Genomic DNA, 18,383 nt, shown 5'->3' with positions numbered 1-18,383 from the left:
GCAGAGCAGCGTCACAACTACCCTCAGTGACGGATCATGCGCAGCCTTGAGGGACGGCCGAAGCCGCCCCGGCGCGGTCTCGCGACCGCCTGGAGAACGGGAAAACCCACCCGGACATGCGACGACCCCCGCCGGGGGGGAGAGCGGGGGTCGTCCCCACGGCCGACTCGGGGGGGGAGGAGTCGGGCCGGGTTAGCACGGTCGCGAACGATCCGTGACTTCCATGGTGTACCCGAGAGCCCTCTCAGGCAAACCCACGCGCCCCACACTACGCCGAATGGTGGGCGCCTATGCTCTGGGTCGTGGAAAACCACTCCTTGCCCCGCACAGCGGCCTTCTTTGACCTGGACAAGACGGTCATTGCGAAGTCGAGCACGCTCACGTTCAGCAAGTCGTTCTACCAAGGCGGACTGATCAACCGCAGGGCCGCCTTGCGTACCGCCTATGCCCAGTTCGTCTTCCTGGTCGGCGGTATGGACCACGATCAGATGGAGCGCACCCGCGAGTACCTGTCCGCGCTGTGCCGCGGCTGGAACGTCCAGCAGGTGAAGGAAATCGTCGCCGAGACTCTGCACGACCTGATCGACCCGATCATCTACGACGAGGCCGCCTCCCTCATCGAGGAGCACCACCGGGCCGGCCGCGACGTCGTGATCGTGTCCACGTCGGGCGCCGAGGTGGTCGAGCCGATCGGCGAGCTGCTCGGCGCCGACCGGGTGGTGGCCACCCGCATGGTCGTGGGCGACGACGGCTGCTTCACGGGAGAAGTGGAGTACTACGCGTACGGCCCGACGAAGGCCGAGGCGGTCAAGGAGCTCGCCGAGTCCGAGGGCTACGACCTCGAGCGCTGCTACGCCTACAGCGACTCGGCGACCGATCTGCCGATGCTCAGGACGGTCGGGCATCCTCATGCGGTCAACCCGGACCGGGCCCTGCGCCGTGAGGCGCTCTCGCGCGGGTGGCCGATTCTGGACTTCCACCGGCCTGTCCGGCTCAAGCAGCGGCTGCCCGTGCTCTCCGTACCGCCGCGGCCGGCCCTGGTCGCGGCGGCCGCCATAGGTGCCGCGGCCGCCACCGCGGGCCTCGTCTGGTACGCCAGCCGACGCCGGAGCTCGGTCGCCTGACCTTGGGATTTCACCGCCGCTCCGGATTGGTTCGGCATATCGGTGCCCGTTTAACGCATATTTGATCACAAAAGTAAAGAACTGCAGCCAGGGGTTCCGCTTGCTCCGGGCTTGCAGTACAAAGGATTCAACGGCCCGCGAGACCAAAGGACATCCGAAAGGATCACCTTTAAAACGCATTTGGCCCACGGACCGACGCATGAACACCGGGCACCCACGCGACGTCGACCCGTCGATTACGGGCCAGCCACACCAGGTGACGGGCAAAGTACCCGACCTGATGGGCGACATATCGAGGACGCTTGGTAACTCGGCGCGCATGCCAGCGGCGGTACGAAACCTCGTACCGCCGCAACCCTTTTCCCGGCCTTCCCGGCCTTCCCGGCCTTCCCGGCCTTCTCAGGCGGCGCCGCGCTGCAGCGCCTCGCACACCGCCGTGGACTCGCGCGCACCCAGTTCGACGGCCCGGCCGCAGTGCGCGATCCAGGCCGCCATGCCCTCCGGAGTGCCGGCGACATAGCCGTCGAGGGCCGCCAGATACGCCGCGCGGCCCAGCTCCGCGTACCCGACCTCGGCCGGACAGGCCGACTTCGGATCCAGACCGCTGCCGATCAGGACGATCCGCTCTGCCGCGCGCGCCACCAGACCGTTGTGGGACGCGAAGGGGCGCAGCGCGAGCAACTCGCCGTGCACGACGGCCGCTGTCACCAGCGCGGGCGCGGAACTCCCCGCGATGATCAGCTGCGAGACGCCCTCGAGCCGTCCGGACACCTCGTCCGCGTCCGGCAGCGCCAGCTCGACCAGGGGCTCGTCGACCGGCTCGCCGTTCCTGCGGGGCCGACCGACCTCGTCGCCGGTGCCCGCGGCGGCCACCATGTGCAGCCGGGCCAGCACCCGCAGGGGCGACTGCCGCCAGATCGACAGCAACTGGCCCGCCTCGGCGGTCAGCCGCAGCGCCGCGCCGATGACGCGTGCCTCGTCGTCGCCACTGAAGTCGGTGCGCCGCCGCACCTCCTCCAGGGCCCAGTCGGCACCGGACAGCGCCGCGGAGCCACGGGCGCCGCGCAGGGCCGCCTCGGAGGTGATCTCGTTGCTGCGGCGCCGCATGATCCGGTGCCCGTAGACCCGGTCCACAGCCTTGCGCACGGACTCCACGGACTCGGCCACACCGGGTAGCGAGCCCAAGGCCGCGAGCGGATCGGAAGTCGCGCCTGTCTTACTCATGAGTACGACATTACGCACCCCGCGGTGCCACCCCACGAAGGAGTGGTCTTCTTCACTCGGCCTGCCACGCAGAGCGATTGGACCACTACCCTTTGTGAACATGAAAATTGCTTTCGTCGGGAAGGGCGGCAGCGGCAAGACCACGCTCTCCTCCCTCTTCATCCGCCACCTGACGGCCGCCGGCGCGCCGGTCGTCGCCATCGACGCCGACATCAACCAGCACCTGGGCCCCGCGCTCGGTCTCGACGACGCCCAGACGACCGCGCTGCCCGCGATGGGCCAGCGGCTGACGCTGATCAAGGAGTACCTGCGCGGTTCCAACCCGCGCATCGCCTCCACCGCGACGATGATCAAGACGACCCCGCCCGGCGAGGGCTCGCGACTGGTCCGGGTGCGGGAGCCCAATCCGGTGTACGACGCCTGCGCGCGGCCGGTGGAACTCGACGGCGGCGCCGTCCGTTTGATGGTCACCGGCTCCTTCACCGACGCCGACCTGGGAGTCGCCTGCTACCACTCCAAGACGGGAGCGGTGGAGCTGTACCTGAACCACCTGGTCGACGGCCCCGACGAGTATGTCGTGGTCGACATGACAGCAGGCTCGGACTCCTTCGCCTCCGGCATGTTCACCCGCTTCGACATCACGTTCCTCGTGGCCGAGCCGACCCGGAAGGGGGTCTCCGTCTATCGCCAGTACAAGGAGTACGCCCAGGACTTCGGCGTGGTCCTGAAGGTCGTCGGCAACAAGGTGCAGGGGCAGGACGACATCGACTTCCTGCGCGCGGAGGTGGGGGACGACCTGCTCGTGACGGTGGGGCACTCCGACTGGGTGCGCGCCATGGAGAAGGGCCGGCCGCCGCGGTTCGAGCTCCTGGAGGACGCCAACAACCGTGCCCTGCGCACCCTTCGGGTCGCCGCCGACGCGACGTACGACCTGCGGGACTGGGAGCGCTACACGCGCCAGATGGTGCACTTCCACCTGAAGAACGCCCACTCGTGGGGCAATGAGCGCACCGGGGCCGACCTGGCGGCGCAGATCGACCCCGGGTTCGTGCTCAACGAGGGTGTCGCCACCCCTGTCTGACGGCTGCTGCCCGTCCGACGCCTACTGCCCGATCGCCGGTGCCCCCGGCGCCCCCTTCGGGGCCGGGGCGGAGCGGTTCGACAGGAAGGACGCCCAGCCCTGCCTGGGGGCCTTGCCGACCTCCAGCGTGCGCAGCTTCGACAGGGTCTGCGGATCCTGGGCGTCCAGCCAGTCGGCGAGCTGCCGGAAGGAGACGCAGCGCACCTCGGGCTTGTTGCAGACCTGCTCGACGACCTCGTCGACGGCACGCATATAGGTGCCGCCGTTCCAGTGCTCGAAGTGGTTGCCGATGACCAGGGGAGCACGGTTGCCGTCGTAGGCCCGGTAGAAGCCCTTCAGCAGACCATCGCGCATCTGGTCGCCCCAGTAGCCGTACTTGTCGGGGTCACCCTGGGTCGAGGTGCCGGACTGGTTGATCATGAAGTTGTAGTCCATGGTCAACTGCTCGTAGGTGTGCCCGGGGAAGGGCACGAGCTGCATCGACAGGTCCCACAGCCCCTCCTTCTTCTTCGGCCAGACCTGGTTGTTGACACCACTGGTGTCGTAGCGGAAGCCCAACTGGCTCGCCGCCTTCATGAAGTTCTTCTGGCCCTCCAGGCACGGAGTGCGGGCGCCGATGAGCTCCTTGTCGTAGTCGAAGGGCAGCGGCGGCGCCTTCGTCTGGCCCGAGTTGGTCTTCCAGTTCTTCACGAACTGCTTGGCCTGGGTGATCTCGTCCTTCCACTCGTCCACCGACCACTGGCCGACACCGCCGTCATTGCCGCAGAAGTGGCCGTTGAAGTGGGTGCCGATCTCGTTGCCCTCCAGCCAGGCGAGGCGCAGTTGCCGGACGGTGTCGGCGATGCCCTTCTCGTCGTTGAAGCCGATGTCGGAGCGGCCGGGCGAGTGCTGCGGGGGCCGGTAGAGGTCGCGCTTCTCCTCCGGCAGCAGATACACGCCGCTGAGGAAGTACGTCATGGTCGCGTTGTTGGCCTTGGCGACCTTGCGGAAGTGGGAGAACAGCTTCTGGCTGTCCTCGCCCGCTCCGTCCCAGGAGAAGACCACGAACTGCGGAGGCTTCTCACCGGGCTTGAGCCGCTCGGGTCTGGGCAGGTGCGGCTGCGCGCCGGTGTACGCGGTGGAGCCGTCGCCGATCAGGCGGACCATGCTCTGGGGCGCGGCCGCGCCCTGCCGAGGTCCGGATGCTCCTTCCTTGGAGCCGTCGGCGTCGCTCGCGCAACCGGCGAGCGACGCCGCACAGGCCGCGGCGACCATGGCGCCCGCGGCGATCCTCTGGTTGGCGGCCATGTTCCGCCCACCTTCTTCCTTCTCTCAGGCCAACGCCGATACGGGCGTTGTCTGGTGATCTGCCGGGGTGTGCCGACAGCGCCGCCAAGGTCCCACGGGGCCGAGAAGGAATTAGTACGACAAGCCGATGAAATGCTCGGTTCATCCCAGAGGGTGAATCTCTGAACCATTTGCACGGAAAGTCCATGCATGACCTTTACTCTGCATTACGATCTATTTACCGAGCGTTGATTTCATCCCGCCGCTGCACGCCGTGACCCATGGCCGCGACCCGCCCCGCCACCTCGACGGGGCAACCCCTTTCGCGACCCGCGCCGCCCCGGAGGAGACGGGAAACATGTCAGTCTGCGCACCCACCCCGCCCCAGGCCCTCGGCCTCGCCCGATCGGCCGGAATCCGCACCGCCGACCCGACCCGGACCAAGCACCCCCACCAACCGCACAGCCCGCCGCCGGCTCCGCCCCGCCGCTTCCACCTCGCGGGCGCCGACCTGTCGGCATCGACCGCGGTCTTCCTGATCGCCCTGCCCCTGTCACTGGGCATCGCCCTCGCCACCGGCGCCCCGCTCCAGGCGGGACTCGTCGCCGCCGCCGTCGGCGGACTCGTCGCCGGGCGGCTCGGTGGCTGCCCGCTCCAGGTGAGCGGCCCCGCCGCCGGACTCACCGTCGTCACCGCCGATCTGATCCACCGTTACGGCTGGCGGACGACATGCGGCATCACCGTCCTCGCCGGTCTCGCCCAACTCGCCCTCGGCTGCCTGCGTGTGGCCCGCGGCGCCCTCGCCGTCAGCCCGGCCGTCGTGCACGGCATGCTCGCCGGCATCGGCGTCACCATCGCCGTCGCCCAGCTGCACATCGTCCTCGGCGGTACTCCGCAGAGCTCCGTCCTCGACAACATCCTCGCGCTGCCCGCCCAGTTGGCGGCCCTGCAACCCGCCGCCGTGTCGATGAGCGCACTGACCCTGACCCTGCTGCTCGTCTGGCCACGGCTGCCCGGCCGTCCCGGCCGCCTGCTGCGCAAGATCCCGGCCGCCCTCGTCGCCGTCGCCGCCGCCACCACGACCGCCTCGCTCGCCGCGCTCACCCTGCCCAAGGTCGACCTGCCGTCCTGGCACAGCCACGCCCTGGCGGGACTGCCCGAGGGCCCGGTACTCGGCATCGCCGCCGCCGTGTTCACCACCACGTTGGTGTGCAGCGTGCAGTCACTGCTCGGCGCGGTCGCCGTGGACAAGCTGGTCGCCCGCCGCCCCGGACCGCGGGCCCATGTCGGACGCTCCGACCTGGACCGGGAGCTGCTCGGGCAGGGCGCCGCCAACTGCGTCTCCGGAGCACTGGGCGGACTGCCCGTCGCGGGGGTCGCCGTGCGAAGTTCGGCGAATGTGAGATCCGGTGCCGTGAGCCGGAACTCCACGATGTTGCACGGCGTTCTCGTAGTAGTAGCCGCGCTGCTGATGGTCCCGGTCCTCGACCTCATCCCACTCGCCTCGCTCGCCGCCCTGGTGATGGCCGTCGGCATCCAGATGGTGTCCCTGCACCACATCCGCGCGGTGACCCGCCACCGCGAAGTGCTGGTGTACGCCGCCACGACACTCGGCGTGGTCTTCCTGGGCGTCCTGGAGGGCGTGACGCTCGGCGTCGCCGTGGCCGTCGCCCTCGCCCTGCACCGCCTCGCCCGCACCCGAATCACGCACGAAGAGAAGGAAGGAGTCCATCACGTACATGTACGAGGACAGCTGACGTTCCTCGCGGTGCCACGGCTCAGCCGGACCCTGCATCTCGTACCCCAAGGCACCCACGCCGTCGTGGAGTTGGACGGTTCGTTCATGGACCACGCGGCGTACGAGTCACTGCAGGACTGGCAGAACGCACACACCGCGCAGGGCGGCACGGCGGAACTGACCGGCCGCCGCACCGGGCTCCGGACCGCCGAGCCGACGGCGTCCGCCGGATGCCGCTGCCGGCCCTGGACGCCCTGGCGCAACCACCAGTGCGACATGCCGTCCGGCGGTGGGCCGAGCGGCGGTGCGGGCAGACGGCCGGACACCGACGGGACCGACCGCCCGGAGGGGCCGGCCCAACCCCGCGACGACACCGACGCCGAGGCCACCTTCGGCGACGGCTCCGGCTCCGGTTCCGTTACCTCCACCTCCGTTTCCGGCGCCTCCACCTCGGCTTCCGGATCCGCCTCCAACACCGGCTCCGACGTCACGTCCAGCGCGCATGAACTCGCCCGCGGTATCAGCGCGTTCCAGCGCAACACCGCCCCGCTGGTGCGGCACGAGCTGGCGCGGCTGGCGCGGGAGGGGCAGCGGCCGTCCCAGCTCTTCCTCGCCTGCGCCGACTCCCGGCTCGTGACATCGATGATCACCTCCAGTGGTCCCGGCGACCTCTTCGTCGTCCGCAATGTAGGCAACCTGGTGCCGCTGCCGGGCGAGGAGAGCGGCGACGACTCCGTGGGGGCCGCGATCGAGTACGCGGTGGACGTGCTGAACGTGCGCTCCATCACGGTGTGCGGGCACTCCGGGTGCGGGGCCATGCAGGCGTTGCTGAACTCCGAGCCCGGGGGCGAGCCGACCCCCCTCAAGCGGTGGCTGCGGCACGGCCTGCCGAGCCTGGAACGGCTGGCGGACGACAGCCGGCCGCCCTGGGCACGGCTGGCCGGGCGAGCGGCGGCCGACGCGGTGGAACAGCTCTGCCTGACCAACGTGGTCCAGCAGTTGGAGCATCTGCGCGCACACGACTCGGTGGCGCGGGCGCTGGCCGACGGTGCGCTGGAGCTGCACGGGATGTACTTCCACGTGGGCGAGGCGCAGGCGTATCTGCTCGGCGGCGCGGTCGGCGACGAGGCGGTGTTCGAGCACGTGACGGGGGCGGAGGAGCTGCCCAGCCCTGCGTGACGGGACACGGGTGACCGGCGCGGGCGACCGGGCGGTCGTGACCGAACCAGCATGACCGGACCGCCGCGATCGGACCGGCATAACCGGACCCGGGTGCGGCCACGGTGTGCGGCTGCATGAGCGGCGGCCGCACACCGGTGACTCCGCTCGCCGCCGCACACCAGTGGCTCCCGCCCGCGGCCGCGCACCAGGGGGCTCCGGCACCGTGCAGGGCGCCATGTGGGTGACATGTCAGTGACACCTGGGTGTCTCGGCAGCCCGACCGTCGCCGTCACAGCAAAGGTCAGGAGGCTGAACCCGGTCTTGGTCGGCATCCGTGTACAGGGGTAGTGGACCATCCAGACAGGTCTAAACCAATTCCAGGTCGACCCTTGTCATCGGACCCCCGGGTCTGATGAGCTGTGGCCTGGGACACAACGGACACCCTTGGAAAGGGAGATGTCGTGAGCAACGAAAGCCTGGCCAACCTGCTCAAGGAGGAGCGCAGGTTCGCGCCGCCCGCCGAACTGGCCGCGCACGCCAATGTCACGGCGGAGGCGTATGAACAGGCCAAGGCTGACAGGCTCGGCTTCTGGGCCGAGCAGGCCCGCCGGCTGACCTGGGCCACCGAGCCGACCGAGACACTGGACTGGTCGAACCCGCCGTTCGCGAAGTGGTTCAAGGACGGCCGGCTCAACGTCGCCTACAACTGCGTGGACCGGCACGTGGAGGCCGGCCTGGGCGACCGGGTCGCAATCCACTTCGAGGGCGAGCCCGGCGACAGCCGCGCGATCACCTACACCGAGCTGAAGGACGAGGTCTCCCGCGCCGCGAACGCGCTGCTGGAGCTCGGCGTCCAGGCCGGCGACCGGGTCGCGATCTACATGCCGATGATCCCGGAGACGGCGATCGCGATGCTCGCCTGCGCCCGGATCGGCGCCACCCACTCCGTGGTCTTCGGCGGCTTCTCCGCGGACGCGCTCGCCACCCGTATCCAGGACGCCGACGCCAAGCTCGTCATCACCGCGGACGGCGGCTACCGGCGCGGCAAGCCGTCCGCGCTCAAGCCCGCCGTCGACGACGCCATCGACCGGGTCGACAACGTCGAGCACGTCCTCGTCGTGCGCCGTACCGGCCAGGACGTCGCCTGGACCGACGGCCGGGACGTGTGGTGGCACGAGCTCGTCGAGGGGCAGTCCGCCGAGCACACCCCGCAGGCGTTCGAGGCGGAGCACCCGCTGTTCATCCTCTACACCTCCGGCACCACGGGGAAGCCGAAGGGCATCCTGCACACCTCCGGCGGCTACCTCACCCAGGTCGCCTACACCCACGACGCGGTCTTCGACCTCAAGCCGGAGACGGACGTGTACTGGTGCACGGCCGACGTCGGCTGGGTGACCGGGCACTCGTACATCGTGTACGGACCGCTGGCCAACGGCGCCACCCAGGTGATGTACGAGGGCACCCCCGACACCCCGCACCAGGGCCGGTTCTGGGAGATCATCCAGAAGTACGGGGTCAGCATCCTCTACACGGCGCCGACCGCGATCCGCACGTTCATGAAGTGGGGCGACGACATCCCCGCCAAATTCGACCTCAGCAGTCTGCGGGTGCTGGGCTCGGTGGGCGAGCCGATCAACCCCGAGGCGTGGATCTGGTACCGCAAGCACATCGGCGCCGACAAGACCCCGATCGTCGACACCTGGTGGCAGACCGAGACCGGCGCGATGATGATCTCCCCGCTGCCCGGCGTCACCGAGACCAAGCCCGGCTCCGCCCAGCGGCCGCTGCCCGGCATCTTGGCGACCGTGGTCGACGACGAGGCGAACGAGGTGCCCAACGGAGGCGGCGGCTACCTGGTGCTGACCGAGCCGTGGCCGGCCATGCTGCGCACCATCTGGGGCGACGACCAGCGCTTCCTCGACACCTACTGGTCGCGTTTCGAGGGCAAGTACTTCGCCGGTGACGGGGCGAAGAAGGACGACGACGGCGACATCTGGCTGCTGGGCCGGGTCGACGACGTCATGCTCGTCTCCGGCCACAACATCTCCACCACCGAGGTCGAGTCCGCGCTCGTCTCCCACCCCGCGGTCGCCGAGGCCGCGGTCGTGGGCGCCACCGACGAGACGACCGGGCAGGCCATCGTCGCCTTCGTGATCCTGCGCGGCAGCGCCTCCGAGGACGACACGCTGATGGGCACGCTGCGCGACCACGTCGGCGCGACCCTCGGTCCGATCGCCAAGCCCAGGCGCATCCTGCCCGTCGCGGAGCTGCCCAAGACCCGCTCCGGCAAGATCATGCGCCGGCTGCTGCGCGACGTCGCCGAGAACCGCCAGCTGGGAGACGTCACCACGCTGACCGACTCCACGGTCATGGACCTGATCCAGGCCAAGCTGCCCGCCGCGCCCAGCGAGGACTGAGCGGACAGAGGAACACCCGTCTGAGGGGCGCCCCGCACGAATGGATCCACGGAAGGATCCGCTGAAGCGGGGCGCCCCTCGGGCGCATAACGTGGAACCACCGGATGCGTCACCCGACAACCTTAGGTAAAATAAGCAAAGCGCGAATTGGCGCGGCAAGATCCTCAAGGTGCGCCGGGAAGTCTGGTCGGCATGTGCTCAGCTCTGCCCACCACCCGGAGGTGTCCCCGTGGCCGCGCCCCGCACCACTGTCTCCCGCAAGGTCCTCGGACGTCTGTCCCTCCCCGAGCGGACCTTCGTCATGGACGCGCTGCGCACGGAGACCGTCGGCGGTGTGCTGCTGCTGATCGCCGCGGTGGCCGCGCTGATCTGGGTGAACGTCCCCCCGCTGCGCGCCGGCTACGAGACCGTCAGCCACTTCCACTTCGGCCCCCAGGCCCTCGGGCTGGACCTCTCCGTCGCCCACTGGGCCGCCGACGGACTGCTCGCCGTCTTCTTCTTCGTCGCCGGGATCGAGCTCAAGCGCGAACTCGTCGCGGGCGACCTGCGGGACCCGAAGGCGGCCGTCCTGCCCGTCGTGGCCGCGCTGTGCGGGATGGCCGTACCCGCGCTCGTCTACACCCTCACCAACCTCACCGACGGCGGATCCACCCAGGGCTGGGCCGTCCCCACCGCCACCGACATCGCCTTCGCGCTCGCCGTGCTCGCGGTCATCGGCACGTCGCTGCCCAGCGCCCTGCGCGCCTTCCTGCTGACGCTCGCCGTCGTCGACGACCTGTTCGCGATCCTGATCATCGCGGTCTTCTTCACCGACCGCATCGACGTCGCCGCGCTCGGCGGGGCCGTCGTCGGCCTGGCCGTCTTCTGGGTGCTGCTGCGCAAGGGCGTAAGGGGCTGGTACGTGTACGTCCCGCTCGCCCTGGTCATCTGGGGGCTGATGTACAACAGCGGCATCCACGCGACGATCGCCGGCGTGGCCATGGGCCTGATGCTGCGCTGCACCACCCACGAGGACGAGGAGCACTCGCCGGGCGAGCACATCGAGCACCTGGTACGGCCCCTGTCGGCGGGCCTCGCGGTGCCGCTGTTCGCGCTGTTCAACGCCGGTGTGCTGGTGTCGGGCGGGGCACTCGTCGACGTGTTCACCGAACCGGAGACCTTCGGTGTGGTCCTCGGGCTCGTCGTCGGCAAGACGCTCGGCATCTTCTGCGGCACCTGGCTGACCGTCCGCTTCACCCGGGCGTCCCTCAGCGATGACCTCGAATGGGCGGACATCTTCGCCGTGGCGGCCCTGTCCGGCATCGGCTTCACCGTCTCGCTGCTCATCGGCGAACTCGCCTTCGAGGGCAACGCGGTGCTCACCGACGAGGTCAAGGCGGCCGTACTGACCGGCTCGCTGATGGCGGCCGTCTGCGCGACCGTCCTGCTGAAGATACGCAACGCCAAGTACCGCAGGATGTGGGAGGACGAGGAGCGGGACGAGGACCTCGACGGCATCCCGGACGTCTACAGGGAGGACGAGCCGTCGTACCACCTGCGCATGGCAAAGATCCACGAACAGAAGGCGGCCGAGCACCGGCGCATCGCCCGGGAACAGGCCGCGGCACGCCACGGGCTTGCCGAAGTGCCGGGCGGGGCAGGCGAGGAGGACGACAGTCCGGCATGATCTGACGAGACGGTACAAAAGACGAAGAGGGAGAACGCGATGAGCGCACCCGACGGCAGCCCGGTCGGCGCCGAACGCAGCATCGGCCAGCTGTTCGCCTCGGCGACGACCGAATTGTCGGCGCTGGTGCACGACGAGATCGCGCTGGCGAAGGCCCAGCTGAAGCAGGACGTCAAGCGCGGCGCGACGAGCGGCGGCGCGTTCTCGGCGGCGGCCGTGCTCCTGCTGTTCTCCCTGCCGATGCTCAACTTCGCGCTGGCGTACGGCATCCGGACCTGGAGCGGCTGGAACCTCGCGATCTGCTTCCTGCTGTCGTTCGCGGCGAATGTCCTGGTGGCCGTCGTGCTGGCGCTGATCGGCGTGGTCTTCGCGAAGAAGGCCAAGCAGAGCCAGGGCCCGCAGAAGGTGGCGGCCTCGATGAAGGAGACGGCGGGCGTCCTGCAGAACGCCAAGCCCCACCCCCGTCCCGAGCGCCCGGCGCTGGAAGACCGGGTGCCCGAGGCCATCGAAGCTGTGGGACGCTCGGCGTCATGACGGATCCCTCCGCGACCTCGGTCGTACGCGTCGATGTCCCCGAAGGGGTGACCCACCGGGACGTCGCCGCCAACGGCGCCCGCTTTCACATCGCGGAGCTGGGCGACGGCCCCCTGGTGCTGCTGCTGCACGGTTTCCCCCAGTTCTGGTGGACGTGGCGGCACCAGCTGACCGCGCTGGCCGACGCGGGCTTCCGCGCGGTGGCGATGGACCTGCGCGGCGTGGGCGGCAGCGACCGCACACCGCGCGGGTACGACCCGGCCAACCTCGCCCTCGACGTCACCGGTGTGATCCGGTCGCTCGGCGAGCCGGACGCCGCGCTGGTCGGCCATGACCTGGGCGGCTATCTGGCATGGACGGCGGCCGCGATGCGGCCCAAGCTCGTACGGCGGCTCGCGGTCGTCTCCATGCCGCACCCCCGGCGCTGGCGCTCCGCGATGCTGCGGGACGCCCGGCAGACGGCCGCCAGCTCGTACATCTGGGGTTTTCAGCGGCCCTGGGTCCCGGAGCGGCAGCTCATCGCGGATGACGGCGCCCTCGTGGGCCGACTCATCCGGGACTGGTCCGGGCCCCGGCTGCCGGACGACGAGACGGTGGACACCTACCGGCGGGCGATGTGCATCCCGTCGACGGCACACTGCTCGATCGAGCCGTACCGCTGGCTGGTGCGGTCGCTGGCCCGCCCGGACGGCATCCAGTTCAACCGCCGTATGAAGCGGCCGGTGCGGGTGCCGACGCTGCATCTGCACGGCTCGCTGGACCCCGTGACGCGCACGCGGAGCGCGGCGGGCTCGGGCGAGTACGTCGAGGCCCCCTACCGCTGGCGGCTGTTCGACGGGCTGGGCCACTTCCCGCACGAAGAGGACCCGGTCGCCTTCTCCGCCGAACTGATCAACTGGCTCAAGGACCCCGAGCCCGATCGGTGACCCTACCAATACGTCCGGTATGTCGCATTGAACGTCTGTCCTACGAACGGCCACATGCCTGGCGCATAGGCCAATTGAGGGGTCCGAAGGCGGTTATCGACCATGGGGCGGGGGCAGACGTCGGGGTATGGGCTGGACGCACGACTACAGTGACGCACCCCGAAACCGCCGTTCCACGGGCGGTCTGAGCTCCCACCAGGGAAGCGCCCCGCAGTCGCCGGGCACCGACCTCAGGGTGGGGATCCCACGCATCCTGCGCCGCCGGGCCCGCTGGGTCTCGGTACGCCTGCGTCACCCCCGCGGCTGACGGGCCCGATACGTCTTACAGGGCGCAGCTGTCGGTGCCCACCTGCTCGTTCGCCGTACGGCCCTTGGCGATGTCCTGCCGGATCTCGGCCGCCGTGAGCGCGTAGCCGGTGTCGGCGTCGTCGAGGGACTTCGCGAAGACCACGCCGTAGACCTTGCCGTCGGGCGTGAGCAGCGGGCCGCCGGAGTTGCCCTGGCGGACGGTCGCGTACAGGGAGTAGACGTCGCGGCGGACGGTGCCGCGGTGGTAGATGTCCGGGCCGTTGGCCGTGATGCGGCCGCGCACGCGCGCGGCACGGACGTCGTACGACCCGTTCTGCGGGAAGCCCGCGACGATCGCGCTGTCGCCGCTGTCCGCGTTCCGGGACGCGAACTGCAGGGCACGCGCCTTCAGGTCCGGCACGTCGAGTACGGCGATGTCGCGCTCCCAGTCGTAGAGGACGACCTTGGCGTCGTACTTGCGGCCCTCCCCGCCTATCTGGACCGTGGGCTCGTCGACGCCGCCGACGACGTGCGCGTTGGTCATCACGCGGCGGTCGCCGAAGACGAAGCCGGAGCCCTCCAGGACCTTGCCGCAGCTCTGGGCGGTGCCCATGACCTTGACGATGGAGTTCTGGGCGCGGGTGGCGACGGCGCTGCCCGCCAGGGCCGGGTCGGGCGGCCGGACGTCATTGATCGGCTCGTTGGCGAACGGGCTGAAGACCTGCGGGAAGCCGTTCTGCGCGAGGACCGTGGAGAAGTCCGCGAACCAGGTGTCGGCCTGCGCGGGCAGGGCGCGGGAGACCCCGAGCAGCACCTTGGAGCTGCGGACCTCCTTGCCGAGCGTGGGCAGCGTCGTGCCGGCCAGGGCCGAGCCGATCAGCCAGGCGACCAGCAGCATCGCCACGACGTTGACCAGGGCGCCGCCGGTCGCGTCCAGGGCGCGGGCCGGGGACCAGGTGATGTACCGGCGCAGCTTGTTGCCGAGGTGGGTGGTCAGGGCCTGGCCGATGGAGGCGCAGACGATGACGATCACCACCGCGACGACGGCGACGGTCGTGCTGACCTCCTTCTGGTCGGTCAGGGCGTCCCAGATGACGGGGAGCACATAGACGGCGACGAGACCGCCGCCCAGGAAACCGATCACCGAGAGGATGCCGACGACGAACCCCTGGCGGTAGCCGACGATCGCGAACCACACGGCTGCGACCAGCAGCAGGATGTCCAGCACGTTCACTGAATCTGGCCTCGCCTCATCACTCTCCGGTACCACCAGCTCGGCCGGGGGTCCGGGGGTTGGCCCCCGGGAAAACACAGCACGGGGTTCACCCTGTCATGACCGCCAGTCGAGCGGGACCTGCTTCTCTCTGTCCCAGGGCCGCTCCCAGCCCGCGTAGTGCAGCAGCCGGTCGATGATCCCCGCCGTAAAACCCCAGACCAGGGCCGATTCGACCAGAAATGCCGGACCTGCGTAGCCGCGCGGGTGGACGGCGGTGGCTCTGTTGGCCGGGTCCGTGAGATCCGCCACGGGGACGGTGAAGACGCGCGCGGTCTCGTTCGGGTCGACGACACCGACCGGGGTCGGCTCCCGCCACCAGCCCAGCACCGGGGTGACGACGAAGCCGCTGACCGGGATGTAGAGCTTGGGCAGCACCCCGAAGAGCTGGACGCCGGACGGGTCGAGACCGGTCTCCTCCTCGGCCTCACGCAGCGCGGCCCGCAGCGGTCCGTCGCCCGACGGGTCACCGTCCTCCGGGTCCAGGCTGCCGCCGGGGAACGAGGGCTGGCCGGCATGCGAGCGCAGCGATCCGGCGCGCTCCATGAGCAGCAGCTCGGGACCCTGCTCACCCTCGCCGAACAGGATCAGCACGGCGGATTCCCGCCCCGCCCCGTTCTCCGGCGGCAAGAAGCGGCTCAGCTGAAGCGGCTCGACCGTCTCCACGGCGCTCACCACCGGGTCCAGCCACTCGGGCAGCCCCTCCTTGCTGAGCGTCGCCGAGCCACCGCGCGTGTCGCTCGTGTGCGTCATCACCACCCCCGTTCTTCCGTGTCCAACGCCCGACGGCACCTCGATCGTTCCGTCATGCGGCCCCCAGCGGCGGCGCCGGTCGGCCGCCCGCGTCGAGATAGGACTGCGGGGGCTTGAGGCGCTGGCCCGGGAAGCCGCCCTTCTCGTACTTCAGCAGCTTGCGGGCCTTGTCCGGGTCGGTCTCGCCCTCGCCGTACGCCGGGCAGAGCGGGGCGATGGGGCAGGCGCCGCAGGCGGGCTTGCGGGCGTGGCAGATGCGTCGGCCGTGCCAGATCACATGGTGCGAGAGATCCGTCCACTCGCTCTTCGGGAACAGCGAGCCGACGACGGCCTCGATCTTGTCGGGGTCGGTCTCGTCGGTCCACTTCCAGCGCCGCACGAGCCGCTGGAAGTGCGTGTCCACGGTGATGCCGGGCCGCCCGAAGGCGTTGCCGAGCACGACGAACGCGGTCTTGCGGCCGACGCCAGGGAGCTTGACGAGGTCCTCCAGCCTGCCCGGGACCTCACCGCCGAAGTGGTCGACCAGGGCCTTGGACAGCCCTATGACCGACTTGGTCTTGGCCCGGAAGAAGCCGGTGGGGCGGAGGATCTCCTCCACCTCCTCCGGGTTGGCGGCGGCCAGGTCCTCGGGGGTGGGGTACTTGGCGAACAGCGCCGGGGTCGTCTGGTTGACCCTGAGGTCCGTGGTCTGCGCGGAGAGCACCGTTGCGACCAGGAGCTCGAAGGGGTTCTCGAAGTCGAGCTCGGGGTGGGCGTAGGGGTACACCTCCGCGAGCTCGCGGTTGATGCGGCGGGCGCGCCGGACCAGGGCGGTGCGCGACTCGTCGGCCGGAATCTTCTTCGCGGGCGTCACCTTCGCCGGCGTCGCGGGCGCGGCCTTCACCGGCGTCGCTTTCGCGGGCGCCTTCTTCGTCGGCGTCTTCTTCACCGCTGCCGTTTTGGCAGTTTTTACGGTTTTCCTACCGCCGCCCGGGTTCTGTTCGCCCACAGCGGAATCGCGACGTACAACCACCCGCGCAGCCCCCTTGGCCTGTGCTCTACCGGCGATTTGGACACCCGGCCAGCCTAAAGCCCGGCACCGACATCCGCCCCGGACCCAGAAGATCAGCGCCCAATTGGACCCCTGCCGCTTACCTCGGGACACCTGTGCGGCATCCTTGTGACAGATCACACTGTTTGGACCGTCCGGCAAAATGGGGAACACGGTCCCCTGGTACCAAGGGGGAGCAAGATCCCCTGAGCAGGTCGACAAGGAGAGAACTCGTGGACGACGTTCTGCGGCGCAACCCGCTCTTCGCGGCGCTCGATGACGAGCAGTCCGCGGAGCTGCGCGCCTCCATGAGTGAGGTGACCCTCGCACGTGGAGACTCCCTGTTCCACGAGGGCGACCCGGGCGACCGGCTCTACGTCGTCACCGAGGGCAAGGTCAAGCTCCACCGCACCTCGCCCGACGGCCGCGAGAACATGCTCGCCGTCGTCGGCCCCGGCGAGCTGATCGGTGAGCTGTCGCTGTTCGACCCCGGCCCGCGCACGGCGACCGCCACCGCGCTGACCGAGGTCAAGCTGCTCGGTCTCGGCCACGGCGACCTGCAGCCCTGGCTGAACGCCCGCCCCGAGGTGGCCACCGCCCTGCTGCGCGCCGTCGCGCGCCGTCTGCGTAAGACCAACGACGCCATGTCCGACCTGGTCTTCTCCGACGTGCCCGGCCGTGTGGCCCGCGCCCTGCTGGACCTCTCGCGCCGCTTCGGCGTGCAGTCCGAGGAGGGCATCCACGTCGTCCACGACCTGACGCAGGAGGAGCTGGCCCAACTGGTCGGCGCGTCCCGCGAGACCGTGAACAAGGCGCTGGCGGACTTCGCCCAGCGCGGGTGGCTCCGCCTGGAGGCGCGGGCCGTGATCCTGCTGGACGTCGAGCGCCTCGCCAAGCGGTCGCGCTGACGCCGAGTCCGTTCCTTACGGCTCGGGTCCCTTCCTTACGACTACGGGGTGCCGTCTCTTCGGGGGCGGCGCCCCGTTCTCGTCGCCGCCGGGTTCTGAACGTCGCCGTCAGGCGGTAAATGAGCTGCCCTGCCGCTCCCCCGGGGGCACAGTGAGCCCATGGCCAAAACCGCCGCTTTCCAAGGCCTCGACTCCCGGGGCTGCATCGAGCGCGAGGGCTCCCTCGCCCTCGTCCCGCACGACTTCCGCCCCGTCGTCGCCGCCGCCCGGGACCGGCTGCTCGAAGTCTTCGGCGCACGGCTGCACAGCGCGTACCTCTACGGGTCGATCCCACGCGGCACCGCGCGCGTGGGACGCAGCGATCTCGATCTGCTGGTCGCGCTGCGGGAGGAGCCGACGGAGGCGGACCGGGAGGCCGTCCGTGTGCTCGGCGACGCGCTCGACAAGGAGTTCGGGCAGATCGACGGGGTGGGGACGCTGCTGTTCGGCCGGGAGCGGCTGCTGAGCGAGCCGGAGCGCTACGACCTGGGGTGGTTCGTGGCCTGCCTGTGCACTCCCCTCCTCGGGGAGGACCTCGCCGAGTACCTTCCGCGCTACCGGCCCGACTCACTGCTCGCCCGCGAGACCAACGGCGACCTCGCTCTCCTCCTCCCCCGCTGGCGCGAGCGGATCGCCGGCGCCGACGACTCGGAGAAGGCCCGGCGGCCCCTCGTACGCTTCATGTCCCGGCACCTCGTGCGCACCGGGTTCACCCTCGTCATGCCCCGCTGGAACGGCTGGACGAGCGACCTGAGAGAGATGGCCGAGGTCTTCGGCGCGTACTACCCGCACCGGGCGGCGCAGATGCGCACAGCGGCCGAGTACGGGTACGAACCGGTCGGCGATCCCGTCATCCTGCGGTCGTACGTCGACGACCTCGGGCCGTGGCTCGCCGAGGAGTACGCGCGCGTGCACGGGGTGAAGACACCCAGGCCCGCCTGACGGTTCCCCGCCG

At 70.0% G+C, this 18,383-nt stretch carries 15 protein-coding genes; 10 read left to right on the top strand and 5 right to left on the bottom strand.

Translation table 11 applies throughout. The features are described from left to right. Positions 1-290: 290 nt before the first annotated feature. Positions 291-1,124 carry an HAD family hydrolase gene (locus N8I87_RS21920; protein ID WP_263210963.1) on the top strand — a complete coding sequence of 278 codons (834 nt, stop codon included), beginning with the start codon at positions 291-293 and terminating at the stop codon, positions 1,122-1,124. A 399-nt stretch (positions 1,125-1,523) separates the two neighbouring features. Here the strand turns inward: N8I87_RS21920 and N8I87_RS21915 are convergent, their stop codons facing one another. Next, positions 1,524-2,348: a Fic family protein gene (locus tag N8I87_RS21915; protein ID WP_263210962.1), complete on the bottom strand. Its 825-nt coding sequence runs from the start codon at positions 2,346-2,348 to the stop codon at positions 1,524-1,526. Between the two features lie 100 nt (positions 2,349-2,448). Here N8I87_RS21915 and N8I87_RS21910 point away from each other — a divergent pair, with 100 nt between their 5' ends. Then, positions 2,449-3,429: an ATP-binding protein gene (locus tag N8I87_RS21910; protein ID WP_263210961.1), complete on the top strand. Its 981-nt coding sequence runs from the start codon at positions 2,449-2,451 to the stop codon at positions 3,427-3,429. Positions 3,430-3,450: 21 nt separating this feature from the next. Here N8I87_RS21910 and N8I87_RS21905 read toward each other — a convergent pair whose 3' ends face one another. After that, entirely contained in the window at positions 3,451-4,716 is a 1,266-nt protein-coding gene (locus N8I87_RS21905; RefSeq protein ID WP_263210960.1) for a polysaccharide deacetylase family protein, read from the bottom strand. A gap of 337 nt (positions 4,717-5,053) precedes the next feature. Between N8I87_RS21905 and N8I87_RS21900 the strand changes: the two genes are divergently transcribed. The 6 genes from N8I87_RS21900 (at position 5,054) to N8I87_RS21875 (ending at position 13,444) form a co-directional block, all read left to right on the top strand. Further along, positions 5,054-7,612, top strand: a complete 2,559-nt coding sequence (locus tag N8I87_RS21900; RefSeq protein ID WP_263210958.1) for a bifunctional SulP family inorganic anion transporter/carbonic anhydrase — start codon at positions 5,054-5,056, stop codon at positions 7,610-7,612. A 443-nt stretch (positions 7,613-8,055) separates the two neighbouring features. After that, entirely contained in the window at positions 8,056-10,011 is a 1,956-nt protein-coding gene (acs, locus tag N8I87_RS21895) for an acetate--CoA ligase (RefSeq protein ID WP_263210957.1), read from the top strand. 229 nt (positions 10,012-10,240) lie between these two features. Continuing rightward, positions 10,241-11,677: a Na+/H+ antiporter NhaA gene (gene nhaA, locus N8I87_RS21890; RefSeq protein WP_263210955.1), complete on the top strand. Its 1,437-nt coding sequence runs from the start codon at positions 10,241-10,243 to the stop codon at positions 11,675-11,677. Positions 11,678-11,716: 39 nt separating this feature from the next. Then, positions 11,717-12,211 (top strand): phage holin family protein, encoded by a 495-nt coding sequence (locus tag N8I87_RS21885; protein ID WP_263210953.1) that lies wholly within the window; start codon positions 11,717-11,719, stop codon positions 12,209-12,211. Continuing rightward, entirely contained in the window at positions 12,208-13,137 is a 930-nt protein-coding gene (locus N8I87_RS21880; RefSeq protein ID WP_263210951.1) for an alpha/beta fold hydrolase, read from the top strand. The genes N8I87_RS21885 and N8I87_RS21880 overlap by 4 nt, the downstream gene beginning before the upstream one ends. Positions 13,138-13,264: 127 nt before the next feature. Beyond that, positions 13,265-13,444 (top strand): hypothetical protein, encoded by a 180-nt coding sequence (locus tag N8I87_RS21875; protein ID WP_263210950.1) that lies wholly within the window; start codon positions 13,265-13,267, stop codon positions 13,442-13,444. 15 nt (positions 13,445-13,459) lie between these two features. Here N8I87_RS21875 and N8I87_RS21870 read toward each other — a convergent pair whose 3' ends face one another. The 3 genes from N8I87_RS21870 to nth form a co-directional block, all read right to left on the bottom strand. After that, complete coding sequence (locus N8I87_RS21870; protein ID WP_263210949.1) at positions 13,460-14,659, bottom strand: MarP family serine protease; 1,200 nt, start codon at positions 14,657-14,659, stop codon at positions 13,460-13,462. A gap of 96 nt (positions 14,660-14,755) precedes the next feature. Continuing rightward, positions 14,756-15,451 carry an NUDIX hydrolase gene (locus N8I87_RS21865; RefSeq protein ID WP_263210948.1) on the bottom strand — a complete coding sequence of 232 codons (696 nt, stop codon included), beginning with the start codon at positions 15,449-15,451 and terminating at the stop codon, positions 14,756-14,758. Positions 15,452-15,503: 52 nt separating this feature from the next. After that, on the bottom strand, positions 15,504-16,379 hold the full coding sequence (gene nth / locus N8I87_RS21860; protein ID WP_263210946.1) for an endonuclease III: 876 nt from the start codon (positions 16,377-16,379) through the stop codon (positions 15,504-15,506). A 335-nt stretch (positions 16,380-16,714) separates the two neighbouring features. Between nth and N8I87_RS21855 the strand changes: the two genes are divergently transcribed. Then, positions 16,715-17,389 carry a Crp/Fnr family transcriptional regulator gene (locus tag N8I87_RS21855; RefSeq protein WP_018547939.1) on the top strand — a complete coding sequence of 225 codons (675 nt, stop codon included), beginning with the start codon at positions 16,715-16,717 and terminating at the stop codon, positions 17,387-17,389. 159 nt (positions 17,390-17,548) lie between these two features. After that, positions 17,549-18,370 carry a nucleotidyltransferase domain-containing protein gene (locus N8I87_RS21850; protein ID WP_263210943.1) on the top strand — a complete coding sequence of 274 codons (822 nt, stop codon included), beginning with the start codon at positions 17,549-17,551 and terminating at the stop codon, positions 18,368-18,370. Positions 18,371-18,383 lie beyond the last annotated feature (13 nt).

This window comes from Streptomyces sp. HUAS 15-9 (assembly GCF_025642155.1).
Taxonomy (GTDB): Bacteria; Actinomycetota; Actinomycetes; order Streptomycetales; family Streptomycetaceae; genus Streptomyces.
This window is presented reverse-complemented; position numbering and strand designations above follow the sequence as displayed.